Source organism: Terrimonas alba, from assembly GCF_042434975.1.
GTDB lineage: Bacteria > Bacteroidota > Bacteroidia > Chitinophagales > Chitinophagaceae > Terrimonas_B > Terrimonas_B alba.
This window is the reverse complement of record NZ_JBHMQM010000009.1, coordinates 156,429-179,085: the sequence shown is the minus strand read 5'-3', so window position 1 is coordinate 179,085 and position 22,657 is coordinate 156,429. Positions and strand designations below refer to the sequence as shown.

At 40.5% G+C, this 22,657-nt stretch carries 13 protein-coding genes and 1 pseudogene; 13 read left to right on the top strand and 1 reads right to left on the bottom strand.

The window, feature by feature from the left end; translation table 11 throughout:
- Positions 1-269: 269 nt before the first annotated feature.
- From pnuC to ACFEL9_RS23620, 10 genes are all read left to right on the top strand, one after another.
- Positions 270-899, top strand: a complete 630-nt coding sequence (gene pnuC / locus ACFEL9_RS23665) for a nicotinamide riboside transporter PnuC (protein ID WP_385895191.1) — start codon at positions 270-272, stop codon at positions 897-899.
- A gap of 36 nt (positions 900-935) precedes the next feature.
- Positions 936-1,766: an acyl-CoA dehydrogenase family protein gene (locus tag ACFEL9_RS23660; RefSeq protein ID WP_385895189.1), complete on the top strand. Its 831-nt coding sequence runs from the start codon at positions 936-938 to the stop codon at positions 1,764-1,766.
- Positions 1,753-2,049, top strand: a complete 297-nt coding sequence (locus tag ACFEL9_RS23655) for an acyl-CoA dehydrogenase family protein (protein ID WP_385895187.1) — start codon at positions 1,753-1,755, stop codon at positions 2,047-2,049. The genes ACFEL9_RS23660 and ACFEL9_RS23655 overlap by 14 nt, the downstream gene beginning before the upstream one ends.
- 129 nt (positions 2,050-2,178) lie before the next feature.
- The gene (locus ACFEL9_RS23650) at positions 2,179-6,312 is read left to right on the top strand and encodes a two-component regulator propeller domain-containing protein (RefSeq protein WP_385895186.1); all 4,134 of its coding nucleotides are present in this window, start codon (positions 2,179-2,181) and stop codon (positions 6,310-6,312) included.
- Between the two features lie 446 nt (positions 6,313-6,758).
- Complete coding sequence (locus tag ACFEL9_RS23645; RefSeq protein ID WP_385895184.1) at positions 6,759-9,893, top strand: SusC/RagA family TonB-linked outer membrane protein; 3,135 nt, start codon at positions 6,759-6,761, stop codon at positions 9,891-9,893.
- Between the two features lie 119 nt (positions 9,894-10,012).
- The gene (locus tag ACFEL9_RS23640; RefSeq protein WP_385895182.1) at positions 10,013-11,704 is read left to right on the top strand and encodes a RagB/SusD family nutrient uptake outer membrane protein; all 1,692 of its coding nucleotides are present in this window, start codon (positions 10,013-10,015) and stop codon (positions 11,702-11,704) included.
- Between the two features lie 157 nt (positions 11,705-11,861).
- The gene (locus tag ACFEL9_RS23635) at positions 11,862-12,881 is read left to right on the top strand and encodes a cellulase family glycosylhydrolase (RefSeq protein ID WP_385895180.1); all 1,020 of its coding nucleotides are present in this window, start codon (positions 11,862-11,864) and stop codon (positions 12,879-12,881) included.
- A 73-nt stretch (positions 12,882-12,954) separates the two neighbouring features.
- Positions 12,955-14,478, top strand: a complete 1,524-nt coding sequence (locus ACFEL9_RS23630; RefSeq protein WP_385895178.1) for a glycoside hydrolase — start codon at positions 12,955-12,957, stop codon at positions 14,476-14,478.
- A gap of 28 nt (positions 14,479-14,506) precedes the next feature.
- Positions 14,507-17,860 (top strand): VCBS repeat-containing protein, encoded by a 3,354-nt coding sequence (locus ACFEL9_RS23625; protein ID WP_385895176.1) that lies wholly within the window; start codon positions 14,507-14,509, stop codon positions 17,858-17,860.
- 68 nt (positions 17,861-17,928) lie between these two features.
- A complete protein-coding gene (locus ACFEL9_RS23620) occupies positions 17,929-19,785 on the top strand; it encodes a glycoside hydrolase family 35 protein (protein ID WP_385895174.1) in 1,857 nt (618 codons plus the stop codon).
- Positions 19,786-20,143: 358 nt separating this feature from the next.
- Here the strand turns inward: ACFEL9_RS23620 and ACFEL9_RS23615 are convergent, their stop codons facing one another.
- Positions 20,144-20,548, bottom strand: a complete 405-nt coding sequence (locus ACFEL9_RS23615; RefSeq protein WP_385895172.1) for a winged helix-turn-helix transcriptional regulator — start codon at positions 20,546-20,548, stop codon at positions 20,144-20,146.
- Positions 20,549-20,640: 92 nt separating this feature from the next.
- Between ACFEL9_RS23615 and ACFEL9_RS23610 the strand changes: the two are divergent.
- The 3 genes and pseudogenes from ACFEL9_RS23610 to ACFEL9_RS23600 all read left to right on the top strand — a co-directional run bounded on the left by ACFEL9_RS23610 (position 20,641) and on the right by ACFEL9_RS23600 (position 22,601).
- A pseudogene (locus ACFEL9_RS23610) lies at positions 20,641-21,440 on the top strand (SDR family NAD(P)-dependent oxidoreductase).
- 20 nt (positions 21,441-21,460) lie between these two features.
- Entirely contained in the window at positions 21,461-22,243 is a 783-nt protein-coding gene (locus tag ACFEL9_RS23605; RefSeq protein ID WP_385895171.1) for an SDR family oxidoreductase, read from the top strand.
- Between the two features lie 100 nt (positions 22,244-22,343).
- A complete protein-coding gene (locus ACFEL9_RS23600) occupies positions 22,344-22,601 on the top strand; it encodes a hypothetical protein (protein WP_385895169.1) in 258 nt (85 codons plus the stop codon).
- Positions 22,602-22,657: the final 56 nt, after the last annotated feature.

The window sequence follows — 22,657 nt, the reverse complement described above, 5'->3', positions numbered from 1 at the left end:
TATTGAATACTCATCAATATTGCGTTTAAAAGTTTAGATTTGCATCCGCAACAAAAGGGGTGCCTTGCAAAATACCAGGACTAATAATTCAGATATTTTGCTGAAACAAAGGCTGAGATTATACCCATTGAAAGAAGCATGCTCTTACATTGTTTCTTTCAAACACCTGATCCGGGTAATGCCGGCGTAGGGAATAGATAGTAAAATCATAAGTTCGGTCGCACCGCCTTTTGTTGGCTCAATATGTTATTTCATTAAAATTGATTTCAATGAGCAATGAATGGCAACTGCTTTTGCAACAAATTAGCCAAACAGACTGGATTCAATGGACGGCAGTGATCCTGGGTGTGGCTGAAGTATTATTTGCAAAGGCAAATAAAATCTGGTTATACCCATCGGGAATTGCTAGTATACTGTTGTCTGTCTATATTCTTTTCCTGGCAGGCTTGTATGCTGAATGTTTATTACATGGTTATTATTTGGTGATGAGCATCTATGGCTGGTGGTATTGGAAAAAAAAGAAAGGTCAACCCTCATTGGCGATCACTTCCTGCAGCTACAAAGATTGGAAAGTCGTTTTTACCATTATAATAGCAGGATTCATTGTATTGTTTTCGTTGTTAAAGTATTTTACTCCTTCAACAGTACCGGTATGGGATGCGTGGGTAAGTGCTGTTGCCTGGGCCGGTATGTGGCTGCTTGCAAAACGAAAAATTGAGAACTGGATAGTTTTGAATATCTCCAATTTCTTTGCCATACCTCTGCTGTTCCATAAAGGTTTACCGCTGTATGCAGCGCTTACGATCTTTTTATTTGTTATCGCTATACAAGGTTATATAAAATGGAAAAGAATCATGAGGAGTGACAGTGAACAATTTCAATACTCAACAGCTTCATGATTCAAAAAGTTTTCTTTTGTTCGACAAACGATATTTATGAGCCAGATATCACACCCGGGAAGTTTCATTGCTTCTGAAATAACAGATGTAATAAGAAATAATGCTGCCGAAGCGGAAAAACTGGTCCGGCTGCATGATAGACAGTTAGAAGTTATTTATCGTGAGAATTGGTTTAACCTGTTTGTTCCAAAAATTTTTGGAGGCCTAGAGTTGAGTTTACCCGAAGCATTACGGGTAGAAGAAGCACTTGCATGGGCCGACGGAAGCATGGGCTGGACGGTGACATTGTGTAGTGGCGCTAATTGGTTCATCGGGTTTTTAAACTCCGAAGCGGCAAAAGAGATTTTTTTAAATCCAAAAGCTTGTCTGGCCGGAAGTGGAAAAGTTTCTGGTATTGCAAAGATCACCGATAATGGTTACGAGATATCTGGTCGTTGGAAGTATGCAAGCGGCGCGCCGCATGCTACCGTCTTCACCGCTAATTGTGTGATCGAAAGGGATGGCTTTTTGTTAAAAGATGATTTTGGAAATTCCCTTGTTAATTCTTTTTGGTTCCGGAGATCAGAAGTGATCATACACGAAGACTGGAATTGTATGGGAATGATTGCCACTGCCAGTCATAGTTTTGAAGTCAAACAATTACAGGTGCCAAAAAACCGATCCTTTGTCATTGATAGTGCAACCGCAGTTTTAAATCATCCGGTATATAAATTTCCTTTCCTTCAATTTGCAGAAACTACATTGGCAGTCAATATGTCGGGAATGGCTGTATGTTTTTTGGATCTCGCTGAAAAATTGTTGCAGGAGAAGATGCAACAAAATGACGATGGAATAAAAAACGTTAAAGCTGTCAATGGAAAAATTTAAGAAGGCAGGAATGAGGCTCAACGCTGCAAGGAAATTATTTTATTCAACAGTAGAAAAAGCATGGGATGAATTGTTTTTGACCGATGCTATAAACGAAACATTGTTAAATGAATTGAGCAAGATATGTCATCATCTTGCAAAAAATGCAAGAGAAATAGTCGATGATCTTTATCCTTATTGCGGACTTATAGCTGCCAATCGTGATTCGGAGATCAACAGGGTATGGCGCAATTTACATACGGCAAGCCAGCACAGCTTGTTGAGCAGTTTTAATAAAGAATAGTAATGACCCAGATCAAAAAATTAGGACAAAACTGATAAAAAAATCAATATCCCCCGGGGACAACAGTAGTTTGCTTCTGGATTATTGATTTTTCCCTATTTTACATCCTGCTTGTTGAATTTGTCGTCTATGTGCTTGTCAATCCCTGTTCGTTTTATAGTTGTTTTCATATCGGTTTTGTTTTCCTGCCAACTCAATGCACAGGATATACAGGTCCGGTATTTAGGTATTGAAAACGGTCTTTCCAATAACGTCGTCAATACCATTTTCCAGGATCATAACGGATTTATGTGGTTTGGAACATATGATGGACTAAACCGTTATGATGGGCACAGTTTTAAAACCTACCGGAATATTATTGACGACAGCACGTCTCTGAGCTCCAATAATATTAATGCCATTGATGAAGACGCAAGCCACCAGCTTTGGATAGGTGGGCAGAAAGAGGTTAATATTTTAAACCCGGTTACGTCAACTTTCTCTACGCCCTCTTACTCTTTTTATAAAGGAAAAACTACCCGGCAACTTAACGATAATGTAATTGCGATCTCGGTCATTTATGGGGAGAAAGTACTGGCAGGCACACAGCACAACGGGCTTTTTTATTTTTCAGACGCGAATATCGGGCGACAGATCCCGTTAAAATCGAAAGGAAAAGATGTTTTGAACTACTACGTATCTGCCATCAACTATGACAAACGAAAAGGAGTTGCGTATGTATTTGTACAGGATAATGGATTGTATGAATTCAATTTCAAAGATGGCTCGCTTCATTTAAAAAGTGATGTGCAGCGTTATGCTAATTGTTTAAAAGCCACTGGCAATGAAAAGTTGTGGCTTGGCAATGACTGGGGGCTTTATCTGTTCGATGAAACGACGAATCGTTTTTCTGAAAGTTATATTTCATATAGAGGCCCCGTTGTAAATCTTTGCGAGGATAAAAAGGGAGCCCTGTGGATCGCAACAGATGGAGCGGGGGTATGGCTGCTGGAACAAGGCGGGTCAAAAGCGAAACACTTGCAACCCACGAATGAAAATGGCAAATCGCTGATCAACAGCAACTCCGCTTATGCGGTGTGTGAAGATAAAGAAGAGCGAAAGTGGATTGGAACATTGCGGGGTGGCATAAATATTATAGAACCAGCATCACCGTTTAAGAAAATTATTTACCAGCCGGGTGATAATAATGCTTCAGTAAAAAACTTCATCTTTTCTTTTTGCGAAGATGAGCCCGGGAACATCTGGATTGGTACAGATGGCGCGGGGCTTCGTTACTGGAATCGCCCCACTAATACCTATCAAACCTTTGAGCATGATGAAAAAAATCCGGGTTCCATCAGCAGCAATTTTATCACCAGTATTATAAAAGATAAACAAAACAACACCTGGTTTTCCACCTGGTTTAATGGCATTAACCGGTACAATCGGGCAACAAAATCTTTTGAGCATTATACATGTTTCAACGCCAAAACAAAAACGATTAATAATAATATTTGGCGGTTGCTGGCTGATTCAAAGAATAGATTGTGGGCCTGCGCTGTAAGAAACGGAGCCTTGTACCAGTTTGATTATCGTTCAAAACAATTTGTCGAGTTTGATAATAGCTTGTCTGAATTGCAGGCTCTGGCGGAAGACCATACCGGTACTCTCTGGGGCGGCGATTACTCTTCCCTGATAAAAATTGATACGCTTAATAAAAAGCATACTTATTATAAAGTAGGTCATCCCATACGTTGTATATACGAGGATAAGAAAAACAATTTTTGGGTAGGAACGCAGGAAGGTGGATTAATGCTCTTCGATAAAAAAACCGGCCATTTTCAACGCTATACTACCAACGAGGGGATTTCGAACAACACCGTGCTGCGTATACTCGAAGATGAGCTGGGAAATTTATGGCTCAGCACATACAATGGGCTATCAAAATTCAATGCTCAAAAAAATGAGTGGCAGAATTTTTACCAGTCTGATGGTTTGCAAAGCAATCAGTTTAGTTTTAACGCAGCCCTGGCGCTTCAAAGCGGTGAGTTCCTTTTTGGCGGTATTAAGGGGTTTAATATCTTTTATCCAGGCCATGTTCATAGCAAAAGCTTGTCGCCGGAATTATTCCTTTCCGGCCTTCGTGTTAACAATAGCCCGATTGCCAAAAATGAAAAATTTGTAAAAGAGAGAAATATCGAAAAGATCAGGCGCATCGTTATTCCCTATGATCAGGCCTTGCTTTCGCTGGAGTACCTGGGTTTGGATTATTCGGATGTAGCGAATATCAATTATGCGTATCGGTTAAAGGGGTGGGATAAACATTGGAACAATGTGGGTAATAGCCGTACGGCTAACTATTCAAACTTACAGGAAGGTGATTACATTTTTGAAGTAAAGGTGAGTAACAAAAGAGGGGCGTGGAGCGAACCGTATGATCTGCTCCATATAACAGTGCTGCCTCCCTGGTACCGCACCTGGTGGGCCTATTGTATATATTTCATTGCCGTGGGAAGCATCTTATATTTTTATACGTTGTACAAGAACCGCCAGGCCCGTTTGAAATTCCAAATCCAGTTAGCCAATGTAGAAGTGCAAAAGGAGAGAGAGCTGAATGAAAAAAAGATCGCTTTTTTTACCAACGTGTCGCATGAGTTTCGTACACCTTTGTCGCTTATTATTAACCCGATCAAAGATTTGCTGCATAAAACGGAAAACAAGGGTGAGACAAGGGAACTCCGGATTGTGTACCGGAATGCAAAACGCCTGCTACGATTGGTAGACCAACTTTTGCTTTTCAAAAAGACGGAACAGGAAACAGGCGTGCTGAATCTCAGCAACCAAAATGTTTATACGCTTTGCAGGGAAGTATTCTTATGCTTTTCAGAGCAGGCACGATCCCGAAGAATTGAATATGAGCTAAAATGTGATGCTAAGGATATCATGATAGAAGCGGACCGGGAAAAGATTGAGATTGCTTTGTTTAATATTTTGTCTAACGCTTTTAAGTTCACACCCGATGGGGGTTCGATAGCTTTGACGATAGAAGAAGATGAAGGGAATGTAAAAATTAGTGTTTCCGACACCGGTCCGGGTATTCCTGCCGAAGAAGGGCAAAAACTTTTTGAACGTTTCACTCAATTGAAAAGTGCCGATAATAAAGCGGGATTTGGTATTGGACTTTACCTGGTTAAAAATTTTGTGGAAGCTCATGGCGGATCAATATTGTTTAATGGGGAAGAGGGTAAGGGTACTACTTTTTATATTAGTTTGAAGTGCCTGAATGCAAACCGGGTAGTTGCTAATAACGGTACTTTGGAAACTGTAATAAATAAAGTTGACCAGGAGACGGATTTGGAGAAACCCGAAGCTTCATCGACGACAAAGCCGGTATCTTCTTTATTAAACGAAATGTCAGAAGATCCTGCAGAGCAGGAAGAGAGTCAAACCAATCCCTTGGTGATCCAGGAACTGGCTACCGAAAAACAGACATTGCTGATTATAGATGACGACCAGGAAATCAGGCATTATCTTGTCAATATCTTAAGTGATCAATACAAAATACTCCAGGCAGCGGATGGCAGTAAAGGACTGAAGCTGGCGAAAGAACATTTGCCCGACCTGATCATAAGCGATATTGTGATGCAGGGATTGGATGGTTTGGATCTTTGTAAAACAATTAAGGAAGACAGTTCCCTAAACCATATACCGGTCATTTTACTAACAGGCAGCTCGTCCGATGAAATGCAGCTAAAAGGCATGCACCAGGGAGCGGATGATTTTATTAAAAAGCCCTTTGATAAAGATATTTTAATGGCCAGGGTAAGTTCCATTTTAAAACGAAGGAATATCCTGCAGAGTTATTTCTATAATGAAGTAACCCTGGGATCGGCGAAATTTAAAGTATCTGCTGAGTACAAGGAGTTTATCGAAAACTGTATGAGGATCATTGAAGAGCATTTGCTGGATGATGATTTTTCGATAAAGGTATTGGCGACGGAAATGGGCATGAGCCATTCTAACCTGTACAAAAAAATAAGAGCGGTGTCTGGCCAGTCACTCAATAGTTTTATCCGCTTTGTACGTTTAAAAAAGGCGGCTGAGCTTTTGATCAGTACGGAAATGAATGTGAATGAAACAGCAACCATGGTTGGGTTTCAAAGTATAAAATATTTCCGGGCGCAGTTCAATAGCCTTTTTGGATTAAATCCTTCCGACTACATCAGGAAGTTCAGGAAGCCATTTCATAATAACCAGACCCTGGATCATAGCGTGAGGAAATAGATTCCCGGAATTGTCAAAATAGCAGTTATCTCTAAAAATTTCATGCAGTCTGAATCATTTGTTCCCTCAAAAGGGTGATATGGCAATGTTACCAACCTGCTATAAAATCTCATGACCGGACAGCGATCATTTTCCCGTTTTAATTTCTAATACGAGAATGAACCTCTTCCAGAACCCAATTTAAGCGTAAATCTTTCGGTCTTTAAGTTTAAAATTCAGAATTTGTACCCCTTTTTTGGATAATCAGGAACCCAGGCTAACTGATAGCGCAGTCTAAATTTGGTTTTGTATCACTGATATCAGCCAGGAGACGGTAGCAGGTTAAGGAGGATGTTCATTTAGACAACCAATGATTCAATTTTTTAAACTCTGACAAACTGTCGCTTCTTTTCCTACAAACTGTTCTGGCTTCTATCTCCATTTTTAATTTAAAACACGACTGCAAAATGAATTGCTTGCCAACGAATGAGAAAGGCGTTGTTGCGCCACCCCGTAAGCACAAACAGGCGCCGCTTATGCTCTGTTTGTTTTTGTTTTCTTTTTTATCCCTTTCAGCATTTGCACAAATCACCGTTACCGGACGGGTAACTTCGGGCGACACTTCCCTGGCGGATGTAACTGTACAGGTAAAAGGCGAGTCGACCGGCACGTCCACCAATGCGGAAGGAAGGTTTTCTATTACTGCTCCGGCAAAGGCTACACTTGTATTCTCGCACGTCAATTATGGCTCAACAGAGATTGCAGTGAATAGCAGAACTACGATTAATGTTGAACTGACGCCTACCAACGCTACACTAACCGATGTAGTGGTGGTTGGTTATAACAGTCAGCGTAAAGCGACGGTGACAGGTTCTATTTCTACCGTGAAGGGAGCGGAATTGGTAAAGAGTCCGCAGCCCAACCTTTCCAATTCACTTGCCGGAAGGTTTTCGGGAATGATTATCAACAATAGAAGCGGCGAGCCTGGATATGATGGCTCGGGAATTTTAATCCGCGGTTTTGGTACATTAAATAATAACAATGTACTAATTGTTGTGGATGGAGTGCCTGGCCAGATTGGCGGCCTGGAGAGACTGAATCCTAATGATATTGAAACCATATCTGTTTTAAAGGATGCTTCTGCTGCCATTTATGGTAACAGGGCGGCTAATGGTGTTATATTAATTACCACTAAACGTGGTAAAACCGGTAAACCAACCATTTCAGCAAGCTTCAACCAGGGTTTTTCTTCTCCAACCCGCTTGCCCAAGATGGCCGATGCTGCTACTTATGCAACTATTGTTAATGAAGTAGCTTATTATAATAACCAGGCAGGAGGTTTGAATCAACAATACAGCGCAGAGGAAATTCAAAAGTTCGCCAATGGTTCAGATCCGCTGAATTATCCTAATACCGATTGGCAGGAAGCTGCACTCAAGAATACAGCCTTGCAAAACCAGGCGAATGTTTCTGTTTCAGGTGGTTCTGAGAATATAAAATATTTTCTTTCTGCGGGTACTTTATACCAGGATGGGATTTATAAAAACGGAGCGACCAACTACAAGCAATACAGCTTCCGGTCCAACATTGATGCCAGCATAACAAAGGATTTTAAAGTCAGCTTATATCTTTCCGGCAGAGAGGAAGACAGGAAATTTCCTACTTCAGGCGCAGGCAGCATTTTCCGTTCTATCTACAGGGCCTATGCAACCTTACCCGCTTTTTATCCAAATGGATTGCCCTCCCGTGGTATTGAAGGATCGAATCCGGCAGTGATGTCAACCGATATAGGTGGATTGGTAAAAAATCCGGGACAGGTTTTCAATGGAATCCTAAAAGCCAGTTATAATATTCCAGCCGTAAAAGGATTATCAATTGATGGTTTTGCTGCTATTGATAAATCATGGTTTTTCACAAAGACATTGTCAAAGCCTTATTTGCTTTATTCTTATGACAAGAGTACAAACACCTACACACCAAGTACTGTAGGCGGCTCAAATAATCGTGCTACACTTTGGGAAGGACAAGTAAATCAAACCCAAATCACTTCAAACATCAAATTGAATTATCAAAGAAATTTTGGTTTACACAGCGTCAACAGCTTTGTTGGCTATGAGCAAAGTGAAATAAAATCTGAGAACTTCAATGCTTTCAGGCAAAACTTTCCTACTCCTGAAACACCTGAATTATCCCAGGGCGGTACCGCTGCTACCGATAGAGACAATGCGGGGAGCAGTTATAACTTTACAAGACGGAGTTTTATAGGAAAGATAGCTTACGATTATAACGAGAAATACCTGGCTGAAGTGCAGATGCGTGCAGATGGTTCGTCAACTTTTCCTGACGGAAGCCGGTATGGTTATTTTCCTTCTGTTTCTGCAGGATGGAGAATTTCAAAAGAATCATTTTTCAATGTTCCGTTCATAAATGATCTTAAGCTGAGAGCTTCTTATGGTTCGCTTGGAAATGATAACGTAGGATTGTTCCAATATCTCAACAATTATTTATTCGATGACGATTTGGTATTGGGATCATATACTCAATCAGGGGTGGTCCAAAATATTGTCCCAAGTATTGCGCTGGTCAAACTGGCCAATCCAAATATTCATTGGGAAGTTGCTAAAAAAATGGATATTGGTTTGGAAGGAACTTTCCTGAAGAACTTCTCCTTTGAGTTTATTTATTTCCAACAAAAACGTTCCAACATTCTTTGGACAAGAAATGCCTCCATACCTTTTGTTTCCGGTATTGTAAATCCTCATGGATCAGATCCTCTTGTCCCTTCTGAAAATATTGGCAAACTAAACAGCAATGGTATTGAAGCCACACTTGGGTACAATAACAAGGCAGGCGCATTTACCTATGGTATTTCGGGTAATATCACTTATGCAAAAAGTGAGATCATCAATATTGATGAAGCTTCAGCCGTATTGCCTCATCAAAGACAAACAGGGGGTCCTATGAATACCTATCTCCTGTATAATGCAATAGGCATTTTCCGTTCGGAAGATGATATCAACAAGTATCCGCACTTAAGCGTAGCAAAGCCGGGAGATCTTATTTACGAGGATTATAATGGTGATGGAAAAATTAGTGCTGACGACCAGGTGAGAACAAAGTACGGCAACATACCAGAAATCACTTATGGTGTTCTGATGAATGCCGGTTATAAAAACTTTGATTTTTCTGCAGTATTTGCAGGGCAGGCACATGTAAATCAATACGTATTGCCTGAATCTGGAACCATTGGTAATTTCTATAGTAGTTGGGCCGACAACCGCTGGAGTCCTACCAACACAAACGGAACCTATCCAAGAGTTGACACAAGAACTTCTTCTTCTGTAAATGGCGGATCGTACAACAGCACTTTCTGGTTGCAGAATGCTTCATTTCTTCGTTTGAAAAATGTGGAATTGGGCTATAATCTTTCACCTGAATGGCTGTCAAGAATAAGAATGCAATCGTTGAGATTGTATGCGAATGCATTCAACCTCTTCACCATTACAAAGCTGAAAGATGTTGACCCGGAAGGTAACAGTGGCAGCGGCCAGTTTTATCCGCAACAAAGAATTATCAACGTGGGAGTAAATGTTCGGTTCTAACTATTAAACAAAATGTATTATGAAATGAGCCATAAAATTTTCGAGCTATTATTCACATCAGCGATGAAAATTTAACGGCGAATTCCATCTGACATTTTTAAAAATTAAAAAATTTACAGATGAAAAATAAGTTTCTCAATCATATACTTATTGCTGCAGGATTGATGTCATTGGTTTCCTGCAAAAAAGATCTTCTCGATGTCACGCCAACCGACCGGGTTTCGGAAGCGGCCCTGCTAGCAGACTCTTCTATTTTTGAGTCTTTTGTGACGAACAGATATATCGGTATAAGATTACAAGATAAAGAGGGTGATGGAACCAATCCCGGATTTGGACGGGGCTTTGAATATGCTATGTGGAGCTCTTTAACCGATGAATCGATCTATAACAATGACGATAACACCTGGCTAATTCAAAGAGGTTTGCTGGCCCCTGAAAACACGGGTATTGCCGGTACCATCTGGGGAAGAAGCTATCGTAGCATACGTGAATGCAATTGGGCACTCAGTAATCTTGAACAAGTGCAAATGAGCGATGCACACAAAGCACAGCTCAAGGCCGAACTGCAATTCATTCGTGCATTTCGCTACCAGGACCTGATCAGGAACTATGGTGGTGTAGTGTTGATGGGTGATAACGTGTATAACCTTTCAGATAATTTGCAGGATGAAGCACTGTTTAAAAGAAGCAGTATCAAAGAATGCATTGACTATGTGTTGGCACAATTAGACGAAGCAGCAGCAAATCTTCCGGTAAATAATGACGGCTCATGGCTGCTTGGAAGAGCCACCAAAGGCGCAGCATTAGCACTCAAGTCAAGACTTACTTTATATGCGGCCAGCCCTTTATACAATGTTGGTACATGGCAGGATGCGGTGGCTGCAGCACAAGCTGTTATTGGTTTAGGTAAGTATGGTTTGTACACAGGAGGATATGGCAACCTGTTTTTAGATGCCAATAATAATGAAACCATTTTTGCACGACTGTATACCAAAAATGCAGGTCATACCCACCTGGAAATCGCCAATGGACCTAATGGATATGGTGGATGGGGTGGAAACCTTCCATTGCAGAACCTGGTGGACGATTATGAAATGGACAATGGAAAACCGATCACTGATCCTACGTCAAATTACGATCCGCAAGATCCTTATGTAAATCGTGATCCGCGTTTTTATGCAACGATATTATATAACGGTGCTATCTACAGGGGCAGAGCGCTTGAAACATTTACTCCAGGTGGTAAAGACAGTAAAGATGGTAATGACAACTGGAACACTTCTAAAACCGGCTATAATCTGAGGAAGTTTATGAATGAAGCCTATCCGTTGCAAAACCCATGGGGTAATGCAGGCTTTCAACCCTGGTACTATTTCCGCTATGCGGAGATCCTCCTGAATTTTGCAGAAGCTGCTAATGAAGCAGGCGGACCTGATGCGGTTCCGGCGGGTGCTACTTTGTCTGCTCGTGCTGCTATCAACATGGTCAGAAGCAGGGCGGGTGTAAATATGCCTGCGGTTTCAGCCGTGTCGCAAAGCGAAATGAGAACAGCGATCCGTAATGAGAGAAGAATAGAACTGGCATTTGAAGAACATCGGTTCTATGATGTACGCAGATGGAAGATAGCGGAAGAAACAGAGAGCAAACCTGCATTGGGCATTAGTATTACGATGAGTGGTGGTACATTGACCTATGCCAATAAGGTAGCCCTGGATGGTCGTGCATTTAATCCACGCATGTATTGGCTACCCATTCCAAGAGCGGAAATACAGGCTTCCGGAAATAAGATTGAACAGAACACAGGGTATTAATAGTTTTTTCATACGCAAGCAGTCTCTCTGGATATATGGCCCCGCTATTGCCGGGGCCATCCCCAGGGATTAAGCTTAAGTTGCTGACTGAAGAGTTCAATGGAAATTTTATAAAACCTTAGTTATGTATTCTTGCCGTTACCAGGCAATCAGTGATATGAAAAAACGAACTGCAATCCTCCTATACTCCTTTCTGGTATTGATATATAGCTGTTCAAAAAAAGATATAGCTAAAACCGATACAACCCCACCAACGCCAATTCCGGCAACACCAGTTGCAATGGCGGGAGTCAATTGGGCAGATGGCCGTGATAATTTTGTAGATGGATGGGTGATTCCATCCGGTCTTGAAGCAGGCGATGATTACAACATCGTATCAGCAAAAGCCGATGCCGTGTTGAGTGGCTTTCAAACAAACATGCCCGGAGTAAATACCGTTCGTTTACCTATCAACCCTCCATCAATATTGGAAGTATGGTGGAACCGCTACACAGGTGCTATTGATAAAGCAATAAGCAAGAATATGAATGTTATCCTGGCTTGCTGGGAATCGGCATCGTCACGCAACGGCTTAATTGATAATACTACTGCTTTCTGGAATATGTGGGATACTGTTGTAACAAAATATAGCAATAGTGCAAAAGTATTTTTCGAAGTATTCAACGAACCTCATGGCTATTCGCTGCCTGCATTAACCGATATATATGTGCAGTTTCTTTCGAGGTATCCTAATGTACCAAGAGAAAGAATTTTATTAGGTGGAACGGGTTATTCCGAAAACGTAACGGACATTGGAGCAGATAGCAGATTTTCCGGTTGTCTCCTTGCTTTGCATAATTATGCTTTTTGGGCGACACGTAGTTTATCCGATTGGCAATCTGACTGGAGAAGCCGGTTTGGCAGTTTTGCTTCAAGAACAATAGTTACAGAGTTTGGCGCTGGTATGACTACGGGAAAAGATTATTCCGGGTTGGTAAATAACGATAATGAAATTGCTTACATACAGGGTTCAACCAATGTATTCAGAACTGATAAGATATCCAGTGTTTATTGGCCGGGCTTAAGAGATAATGATTCGTACAGTATTCAAACCCGCAGTGGAAGCGGGGTAAATATTGCACTTACTACAACCAATATATCAGGAGTGTCGAGAATAAGATATGGCTGGGGATTATAATAAACTGTCTCATCGTCTTTGTGTTAACTTCGGAACGTTCTGATAATGATTTTCCATGATAGAGTAAATTGAAATGACAATTACATTCAACATCAAACGCATCATTTTATTCGTTGCTATTTTGGTTGCTGTTGATGCACAGAGCCAGGAAAGCAATGCGTCAGTAATAATGTTTGATCCGTCAAAGACATATCAGGCCATTGATAATTTTGCAGCATCAGATGCCTGGTCTTGCCAGTTTGTGGGTAATTGGCCTGAAGAAAAGAAGAATGCAATTGCCGATTTACTTTTTAGTACTGATACATTAAAAGATGGAGCCCCCAAAGGAATTGGATTGAGCATGTGGCGATATAACATTGGCGCCGGAAGTGCCAACCAGGGAATAAAAAGCGGAATCAAAGACGAGTGGCGTCGGGCCGCATTTCTTGAAAATGACAGCAATGAGGCCACAGCTCGTATCAAGGCGCAAAACTGGTTTTTGTTAGCTGCTCAAAAAAGAGGTGTAAATCAATTCCTGGCATTTTTTAATAGTCCGCCTGTTCATCTTACTATCAATAAAAAAGCATTTGCATCAAAAGGCCACACTAACATAGATGGCAATCGTTATAAAGATTTTGCAACTTACGCTGTCGAAGCAATTAGCCAGGTAAAAAAAGCGACCGGTGTTTCGTTCAACTACATTAGTCCCGTAAACGAACCGCAATGGGACTGGAGTGATGGCAAACAGGAAGGATGTCCCTATAATAATGCAGAAATAGGCAAATTAGTAAATGTCTTCAATGGTGAATTTCTTAGAAGCAATTTGACAACCAAGATTATCGTTCCTGAATCGGGACATTTAAAATACTTGTTGAAAAGTGATGATAAGCCGGGCAAAGACAATCAGGTGAATGCATTCTTCAATTCTTCATCTGCTGATTATGTCGGCAATCTCCCTGCGATTAAAGGAGTGACTGCCGCCCATAGTTATTTTTCAACTTCTCCTTATCGGGATGCAGTTGCCTTAAGAACACAGATCAGGGACAGTATTTTCAAAATAAAAGGATTGGAGCTCTGGCAAACAGAATATTGTATTCTCGGCGACAATGCAGGAGAGATAGATGGAGACAAAAAAGACCTTGGTATCGATCCGGCATTATACGTTGCCAAAGTGATTTATGAAGACCTTGTGTGGGCCAATGCATCTGCATGGCAATGGTGGTTAGCAATATCGCCGTATAACTACAAGGACGGTTTAATCTACATTGATAAAAATAAAACCAACGGCAATTATTACGATAGTAAGATTTTGTGGGTGTTGGGTAATTACAGTTTCTTTGTTCGGCCGGGTATGAATAGAATTGAAGCTTCAACTACCGCAAAAGAATTGTTTGTTTCAGCGTTTAAAGACAGTAAAGATAGATATGTAATAATAATTGTAAACCCATCTGCTGAAAAAAAGCCCATCTCTTTTAAAAAAGAAAATGTTGCATTGTCTGCAGATAAAATGCTTGTCACGTACACAACAGATGCAACAAACAATCTTAAAAAAAGTAGCGTACCCATAAATAAATTAATCATCCCTGCAAAAAGCGTGGTTTCGGTAATCCTTGATTGATTACAGCCTCTTGCAGGTGATATTACACATGACCATAAAGAACACGATAGTATTTCTTCTTTTTGCTTGCAGTGTTACAGCCTGCAGACAAACTGCGCTGCAACAGTTCTCCGACGTTTCGGAAAGTAGCGGTATCAGTTTCGCTAATAACATAACCGAAACGGAAAATCAAAATATATTCACCTATGAATACATGTACAACGGCGCCGGGGTTGCCGTTGGTGATATAAACAATGACGGTCTGCAGGATATTTTCTTTACTGCTAATCAAGTTTCCGATCAGCTATATCTTAATAAAGGCAATCTTCAGTTTGAGGATATCACTAAACCTGCAGGGGTAGAAGGTAAGCCAGGCTGGAAGACGGGTGTATCGATGGCAGATGTAAATGGTGATGGGTTGCTGGATATTTATGTTTGTTACTCAGGTAATGGCGAGCCGCAGAGCCGGAGCAATCAATTGTTCATTAACAAGGGCGTGCAGAAAGGTATCCCTGCTTTCAAGGACGAAGCTGTCGAATATGGTTTAGATGCTCCCGGCACCAATAGCACACAGTCACTTTTTTTTGATTATGATCGCGATGGTGATCTGGATATGTTCCTGCTCAATCATGCCACCATGTTTTACTCACCGCTTGTAAATACCTATAAGTTGCGGCATAAGCGGCATCCTTATTTTAGTAATTATTTGTTTCGGAATGATAGCGGGCATTTTACCAATGTTTCTGATTCATCGGGAATAGCAGGAGGTGGAAACAATTTTGGTTTGGGTGTAGTAGCGTCTGATATCAATAATGATGGGTGGCCCGACTTATATATGACCAATGATTATGAAGAGCAAGACTTTCTTTTGCTTAATAACCAGGATGGAACGTTTAGAGAGGTTACCAAAGAGGCATTAAAACATATTTCTAAATACGGAATGGGTTGCGACGTGGCCGATTGCAATAATGATGGCCGCATGGATATTATAGTACCTGATATGTGGCCCGAAGATAATTATCGCCAGAAAGTATTGCGCGGCCCTGATGAATACGATAAGTACAATATACTGGTCGATAGCGGTTATATGCATCAGAATATGCGCAACACGCTGCAATTAAATAATGGTAATACTGAAAATGATTTACCGCGATTTTCAGAGATAGGGCAATTAGCAGGTATCGCTAACACAGACTGGAGTTGGGCATCCCTGTTTGCCGACCTCGATAACGATGGAAGTAAAGATCTATACATTACAAATGGTTTCTGGCGGGATTATTCGAACATGGATTTTCAAACCTACCAGGTGCAGGAATTCAGAAAATTGTATGGCTTTAATGCTCCGCTATGGCAACTAATAGACAGTATTCCGCAAACTAAACTTTCGAATTATGCCTTTCATAATAAGGGAGATCTTACGTATGAAAATGTAACCGCACAATGGGGCTTGCATACTTCTAATGTATCGAATGGTGTAGCGTATGCTGATTTGGACAATGATGGCGACCTTGACCTTGTTGTAAACAATATGGGTGAACGGGCTTCGGTTTATCGCAACAATAATCTTGCAGGTGGAAATTATCTCAACATTCAGTTGAAGGGTATTGCAGGAAATACATGCGCAACAGGCGCCCGTGTTGATGTAGAGACATATACGAGTCAACGGCAGACAGTGGAGCAGCAAACCGTACGTGGTTATCTTTCTTCGGTGTCATCCATACTACATTTTGGTTTGGGACGAGATTCCGTAATCAATACACTAACTATAAGATGGCCAAAAGGAAACTATACCCTACTGAAGAATATAAAAGCTAATCAAACGATAATTGTTGATGAGGCAACAGCCAATAAGGATAGTGTAGCTATTCATCAAGATAGTTCTCCGGTCTTTCAAGACATTTCAGCGACTTCGGGAATTGATTTTTTTCAAACAGAAAATGAGTTTGTTGACTTCAAACGTGAATCATTGCTTCCCTGGCAATTATCAAAGCAAGGGCCTAAAATGTCGAAAGGAGATGTGAATGGGGATGGATTGGAAGATATTTTTATAGGGGCCCCTAAGGAAGGCAAAGCATGTCTATACCTGCAAACGCAAAACGGCCAATTTAAATCCGCCGCTTCGCAGCCCTGGCAACAAGAAAATAATTGCGACCAGGCGCAGTCTATTTTCTTTGATGCTGACGGTGATAGGGATCTTGATCTGTATATCGTGAATGGTGGTAATGAAAACGAGGATAGAGCAGCATACCAGGATAAGCTATACCTGAATGATGGTGAAGCCGGATTTAAATTATCAAAAGATGCTTTACCTGCTATGCACAGTTCCAAAAGCTGCGTATCGATAGCTGATTATAACCGGGATGGTAAGCCTGATATCTTTGTTGGTGGCCGGGTTGTGCCTGGTGCATACGGTATCACGCCAATATCTTATCTCCTGCAAAATCAGTCAGAGAAAGGAGTGGTGAAGTTTGCGGATGTTACTGCTTCCGTGGCACCCTCGCTGCAGTATGCAGGTATGACCACCTCTGCCGTGTGGACCGACCTGAATAAGGATCAATTGCCTGATTTGTTGATTGCAGGCGAGTGGATGCCAATAAAAATATTTATTAATAAGGGAGGCAAATTAACTGATCAAACAAATAATTATGGTTTGCAGGAATCGAATGGCCTGTGGACCTGCATAATACCTGTGGATGTTGATAATGACGGAGACGAAGACTTTTTGTTAGGCAATCTTGCGCCCAACACGCAGTTTAGGGCATCAGCGAAGGAGCCGATGTCTTTATATGTGAATGACTTTTTCCATTTAGGTAAAGTCACACCATTGGTTTTCTACTATATTGGCAGCAAGTCTTACCCGTATGCTTCGCGAAATGAGTTATTGGAAGATATGCCGATGCTTAAATCCAAATTTTTTTACTACAAAGACTACGCGACCGCAGACCTCAATACCATTTTTACTTCAGAGCAACAGAAAGGGAAGCTGGAATTAAAAGTCAATGAGCTACAAAACTGCTGGCTTGAAAATACTGGCAATAGCCAATTGTTGTTGCGCCGGTTACCTGCGGCACTACAGTTTTCGCCCCTGCAGGGAGCGGTTGGTCTTGATGTAAACAATGATGGTGCAAAAGAAATTTTTACAGCAGGAAACTTTTATTCCTTTAGAGTGCAATTGGGACGAGAAGATGCAGGCAGAGGTGTTTTATTGCAATGGGATAAGCTGAAACACCAGTTGGTAGTATCGAAATTACAAATGGGTATCCAAGCTGATGGTGATGTAAGAGATGTATTGTTTGTACAAACAAGCAGGCACGAGCCTATAATTATTATTTCAAAAAATAATGATCGTGTGCAGGTAATCAAAACTGCGGTGAAACAAGAAGGTGATACTAATAAAAAATGAAGATTAAATATAGATTCTCTGCTAATTCAGTCAAATAACCTTAACCTACCTATTTAAACAGGAACAATATGAAGAAATTTATTCCATTGCTGATCTTTACGTTTTTTCTTTTCAATACGCTTTTTGCCCAACAGGCATCGCATACATTCAGTTTAGCTGATTCTGTTTTTTTGTTGGATGGTAAGCCGTTTCAAATAATATCCGGTGAAATGCATTATCCAAGAATACCCAGGGAAGCCTGGCGGGATAGAATGAAGAAAGCGAAAGCGATGGGCCTGAATACCATTGGTACATATGTATTCTGGAATATTCATGAGCCGCAACAGGGTGAATATGATTTTAAGGGTAACAATGATATTGTTGCTTTTGTAAAAACAGCGCAGGAAGAAGGACTTTGGGTTATCCTGAGACCAAGCCCTTATGTATGTGCTGAATGGGAATTTGGTGGCTATCCTTATTGGCTGCAGAATATAAAAGGACTGGAAGTAAGGAGTAAGGAATCGCAATATCTCAAGGCGTATAGAAATTACATCATACAGGTAGGAAAGCAGTTGGCTCCTTTGCAGGTAAATCATGGGGGTAATGTGTTGATGGTGCAGATTGAGAATGAATACGGTTCGTATGGAGCGGATAAGGAATACCTGGATATCAACCGGAGAATGTTTATTGAGGCAGGCTTCGATGGCATATTGTACACCTGCGATCCTGAGCCGGCTATCAAAGATGGTCATTTGCCTGGTTTTTTACCCGCCATCAATGCGATAGATAATCCTGCGAAAGTGAGAAAATTGATCAGCCAGAATCATAATGGCAAGGGGCCTTTTTTTATTGCAGAGTGGTACCCGGCATGGTTTGATTGGTGGGGTACAAAGCATCATACGGTACCGGCGGAATTATATTCGGGCAGATTGGATACTGTACTGCAAGCCGGCATATCCATCAACATGTATATGTTTCATGGCGGCACGACAAGAGGTTTTATGAATGGCGCTAATTACAACGATAAAAATCCCTACGAGCCACAGATCAGCAGCTATGATTATGATGCGCCGCTGGATGAAGCAGGCAATGTAACGCCCAAGTTTTTAAAATTCAGAGAAGCCATCGAAAAAAATTTACCACCCGGAGAGAAGTTACCAGAAATTCCAAACGCAAAACCTGCCATTGCTACTACTCCGGTTATATTTACCAACAATGCTTCCGTTTTTGATTTGCTTTCAAAACCTGTTTCCCATTCCACACCGCTCACATTTGAAGATTTAAAACAAGCCTATGGGTATGTACTTTATCGTACTACAATTAATAGCGGTGGCGGATCAAAGCAGTTATTAAAAATCAAAGATCTGCGTGACTATGGTATTGTATTCATCAACGGTAAACGTGCAGGTATATTAGACAGACGTTTATACCAGGATAGCTTATTGGTTGATATGCCCAAGGGTAAAGCCCAAATTGATATTCTGGTTGAGAACATGGGAAGAATAAACTTCGGACCTTATTTGTTGAAAAACAAAAAAGGCATTACGGAAAAGGTATTGCTTGATGGAAAAGAAGTAAAAGACTGGAAAATGTATTCTCTCCCTTTTGATGATATTAATACTCTTGAATCAAAAGCTGTATCTAAACTGGTAGCAGGTGTGCCCGTCGTAAAGAAAGGTTATTTCACGATTGATCAATCAGCCGATACCTATCTTGATTTTTCCAACTGGGGCAAGGGTGTTGTATGGGTGAATGGTCACAACCTGGGGAGATACTGGGAGATTGGGCCACAGCAAACTGTATATGTTCCGGTTGAATGGTTAAAGAAAGGCAGGAATGAGATCGTCGTGTTTGAGTTGATCAAACCCGGTCAAAATGTTTTACAAGGACTGGAAAAGCCAATACTCAGTAACTTAAAACAGGCATCAATAAATCAATCGAAATAGTTTCGGCGAACCCTATAAAATCAGCGAAGAAAACAGCTTTTACTGTTGTACTTTTCTGTTACCCTTTTCTTTCTAAACAAGAATTTCCAGTGGGAAACTCCCCACGAATGCTATTGTATGGATCAAAAGCTCTAATGTTTTACCATGAGCTGTCAACTCATATTCTACCGTCATCGCAGACCCTGGCTACCGGGTCTTTGGGTTTGTAGCCCCAAGGTACGAAGACTCGAACCAAATCCTGCAAGATTTAAGGGAACTGGGGACATTTCCGGACAATTCAGGTTATTAATGGGGCACCAAAAGTTCGAGGTTTTATGTATCTATCTACTCATTTAGTCAGGTCCGAACTGAAGCTAACTTAACTGTTCAATTCTTTGATCGCCGCTTTTATAAATCCCTCTTTATCTTTTTTCACTTCTTTCAACAATGCTTTTCTATCAGCCGGTATTGAAAAATATTTTTCGGCCCATAAGCTTATTTCAATCATTACAGGAACTAAGTCAATCCCTTTCCGGGTTAACCTATACAGCACTTTGGCTTTACTTTCCGGGTGATCTAATTTTTCAATAAGCTTGTTTTCTTCCAAATTTTGTAAACGGGTAGCTAAAATGTTAGTAGCTATTCCTTCGGGCGATTTTAAAAAGTCACCGTAGGTGCATTCTTTTGCGTCCATCAGATCCCTGATTATCAACAGGGACCACTTATCACCCCATATATCCAGAGAACTACTGATAGGGCAATCCGATCTCTTTTTTGTTTTCATTAAGAATATTTTTTTAAAAAATCACTTGCGTTTTGCAAGTAACATGTATATTGCACTTGCAATCTGCAAGTAAAATTACAAACTATTTAAAAATGAAACAAACAATTTTGATAACGGGGTCTTCTTCAGGCTTTGGCCTTCTTATCGCCAACAAACTTCACCAAAGCGGCTACCATGTAATCGGCACAAGCCGTAACCCTGAAAAGTATACGACGACGTTACCCTTCAAAATGATCGCATTAGATCTTGATTCAGAACAGTCAATTAATACTTTTCCCGAAAGGATATTCAAAGAAATAAGGCGCTTGGATATTCTGATTAATAACGCAGGTTTTTTAGTGTCGGGTATTGCAGAGGAAACACCTATTCAGTTAGGCAGGCAACAATTGGAAACTAACTTTTGGGGAACTATAAAAGTAACTAATGCTGTATTGCCTTTTTTTAGAAAACAAAAATCGGAAAAATAATAACTGTAGGTTCAATTGTAGGGCTTGTTTCATTTCCTAATGCCGCTTACTATGCTGCCTCAAAACACGCATTGGAAGGATATTTTAAATCACTCCGATACGAATTGAATGAGTTCAATATTGATGTGGCGATGATAGAACCTTCGGCCTTTAGAACAAGTATTCTGGGTAATTCATCATCACCTGTAGCTAAAATCGACGATTATAATACGTTAAGAAAAAAAATTGCAAAATTCACGAACGACTTAGTAGAACAAGCCGAAGACCCTTCAATTGTTGTAGGGAAAGTGCTTAAAGTAGTTCAAACTGATAAGCCTAAGTTCAGGAACATTGTTGGTAAGGGCACTTCTGCCTTGATTAATCTGCAGCACTTTGCTTATGGGATTTTAGGAAAAGGTGTTCTCAAAAAATTAAACAAATTTTAAAATAAAATAAAAATTAAAAAATGGAGTTACAAAATAAAACGGTCTTAATTACTGGTGGCACTGCCGGCATAGGTTTAGAAGCCGTAAAGCAATTTTTAAATGCAGGTGCTAAAGTCATTATCACAGGCAGGTCCCAAGCAAAATTGGACAAGGTAAAACAGCAATTTCCCAAGATTACTGCCATAAAAAGTGATGCCGCAAATGAGGTCGATGCTATTTCTCTTTTTCAGCAAGTTGAAAAATCGGGTGGCATTGACATTCTCTATAATAATGCAGGAGTTTTAAAAATATCCAACAATATGGGTATTAAAAGTGATAGCCATTTGGTAGATGCCGAATATGAAATGAATGTCAATTATTTCGGAGTGATCAGACTGAATAATCTTTTTATGGACATGCTGAAATCAAGAAAGGAAGGGGCTATTATCAATACAACTTCACTTCTTGCATATGTTCCTTCTGCAATTGAATCAACATATTCCGCTTCTAAAGTGGCACTGCGTTTCTATACAGAAACGCTTAGGAAACATCTTGAAATTCTTAACAGTAATGTGAAAGTGTTTGAGCTTTTGCCACCTGTCGTGAATACTGAAATGACGGCAACAAGAAACGATAAAAAGTTGACCCCCGAAAAACTTGTAAAGGCTCTTATTGCAGGTCTTAAGAAGAATCAGTTTACCATCAGAGTTGGCGACACTAAGTTGCTTTACATCGTCAATCGTCTTTTTCCAAAAGTGGCTTTTGGTTTGGTTAACTCAAAGAAGAATACAACGCAGTTGCTGCCACAAAATTTTAAGAGTTAAAAAGATTCTCAATTACAGAACATGTCCTGCAATTTTAAAAACCTGAATTATAAACAGGATATATCGAAAGATTTCGAAAAAACGTAAAAAACAATAAAGAATGAAAAAGTATTTTATATCGTTTGCTCTAATTGCTGGAATGATCAGTACATCAGTTGCTCAAACTAACAGTCTAAATATTGATACACTAAAATCAACAACTATAACTTATCAAAATGTAAAAACGGAAACCATTGATGTATGTGGAGTAAAGTTTGTTTATCGTAAGCTTGGCAGTGATGGTAATGGAATACCGGTAGTCTTCATTAATCATCTGGCAGGGGTTCTGGACGACTGGGATCCGGGACGAGATGAGTGAGGCTCATTTGTATTTAGAAAAAGGTAGAGCTGTCGGCAAAATTGCCATAAATATTT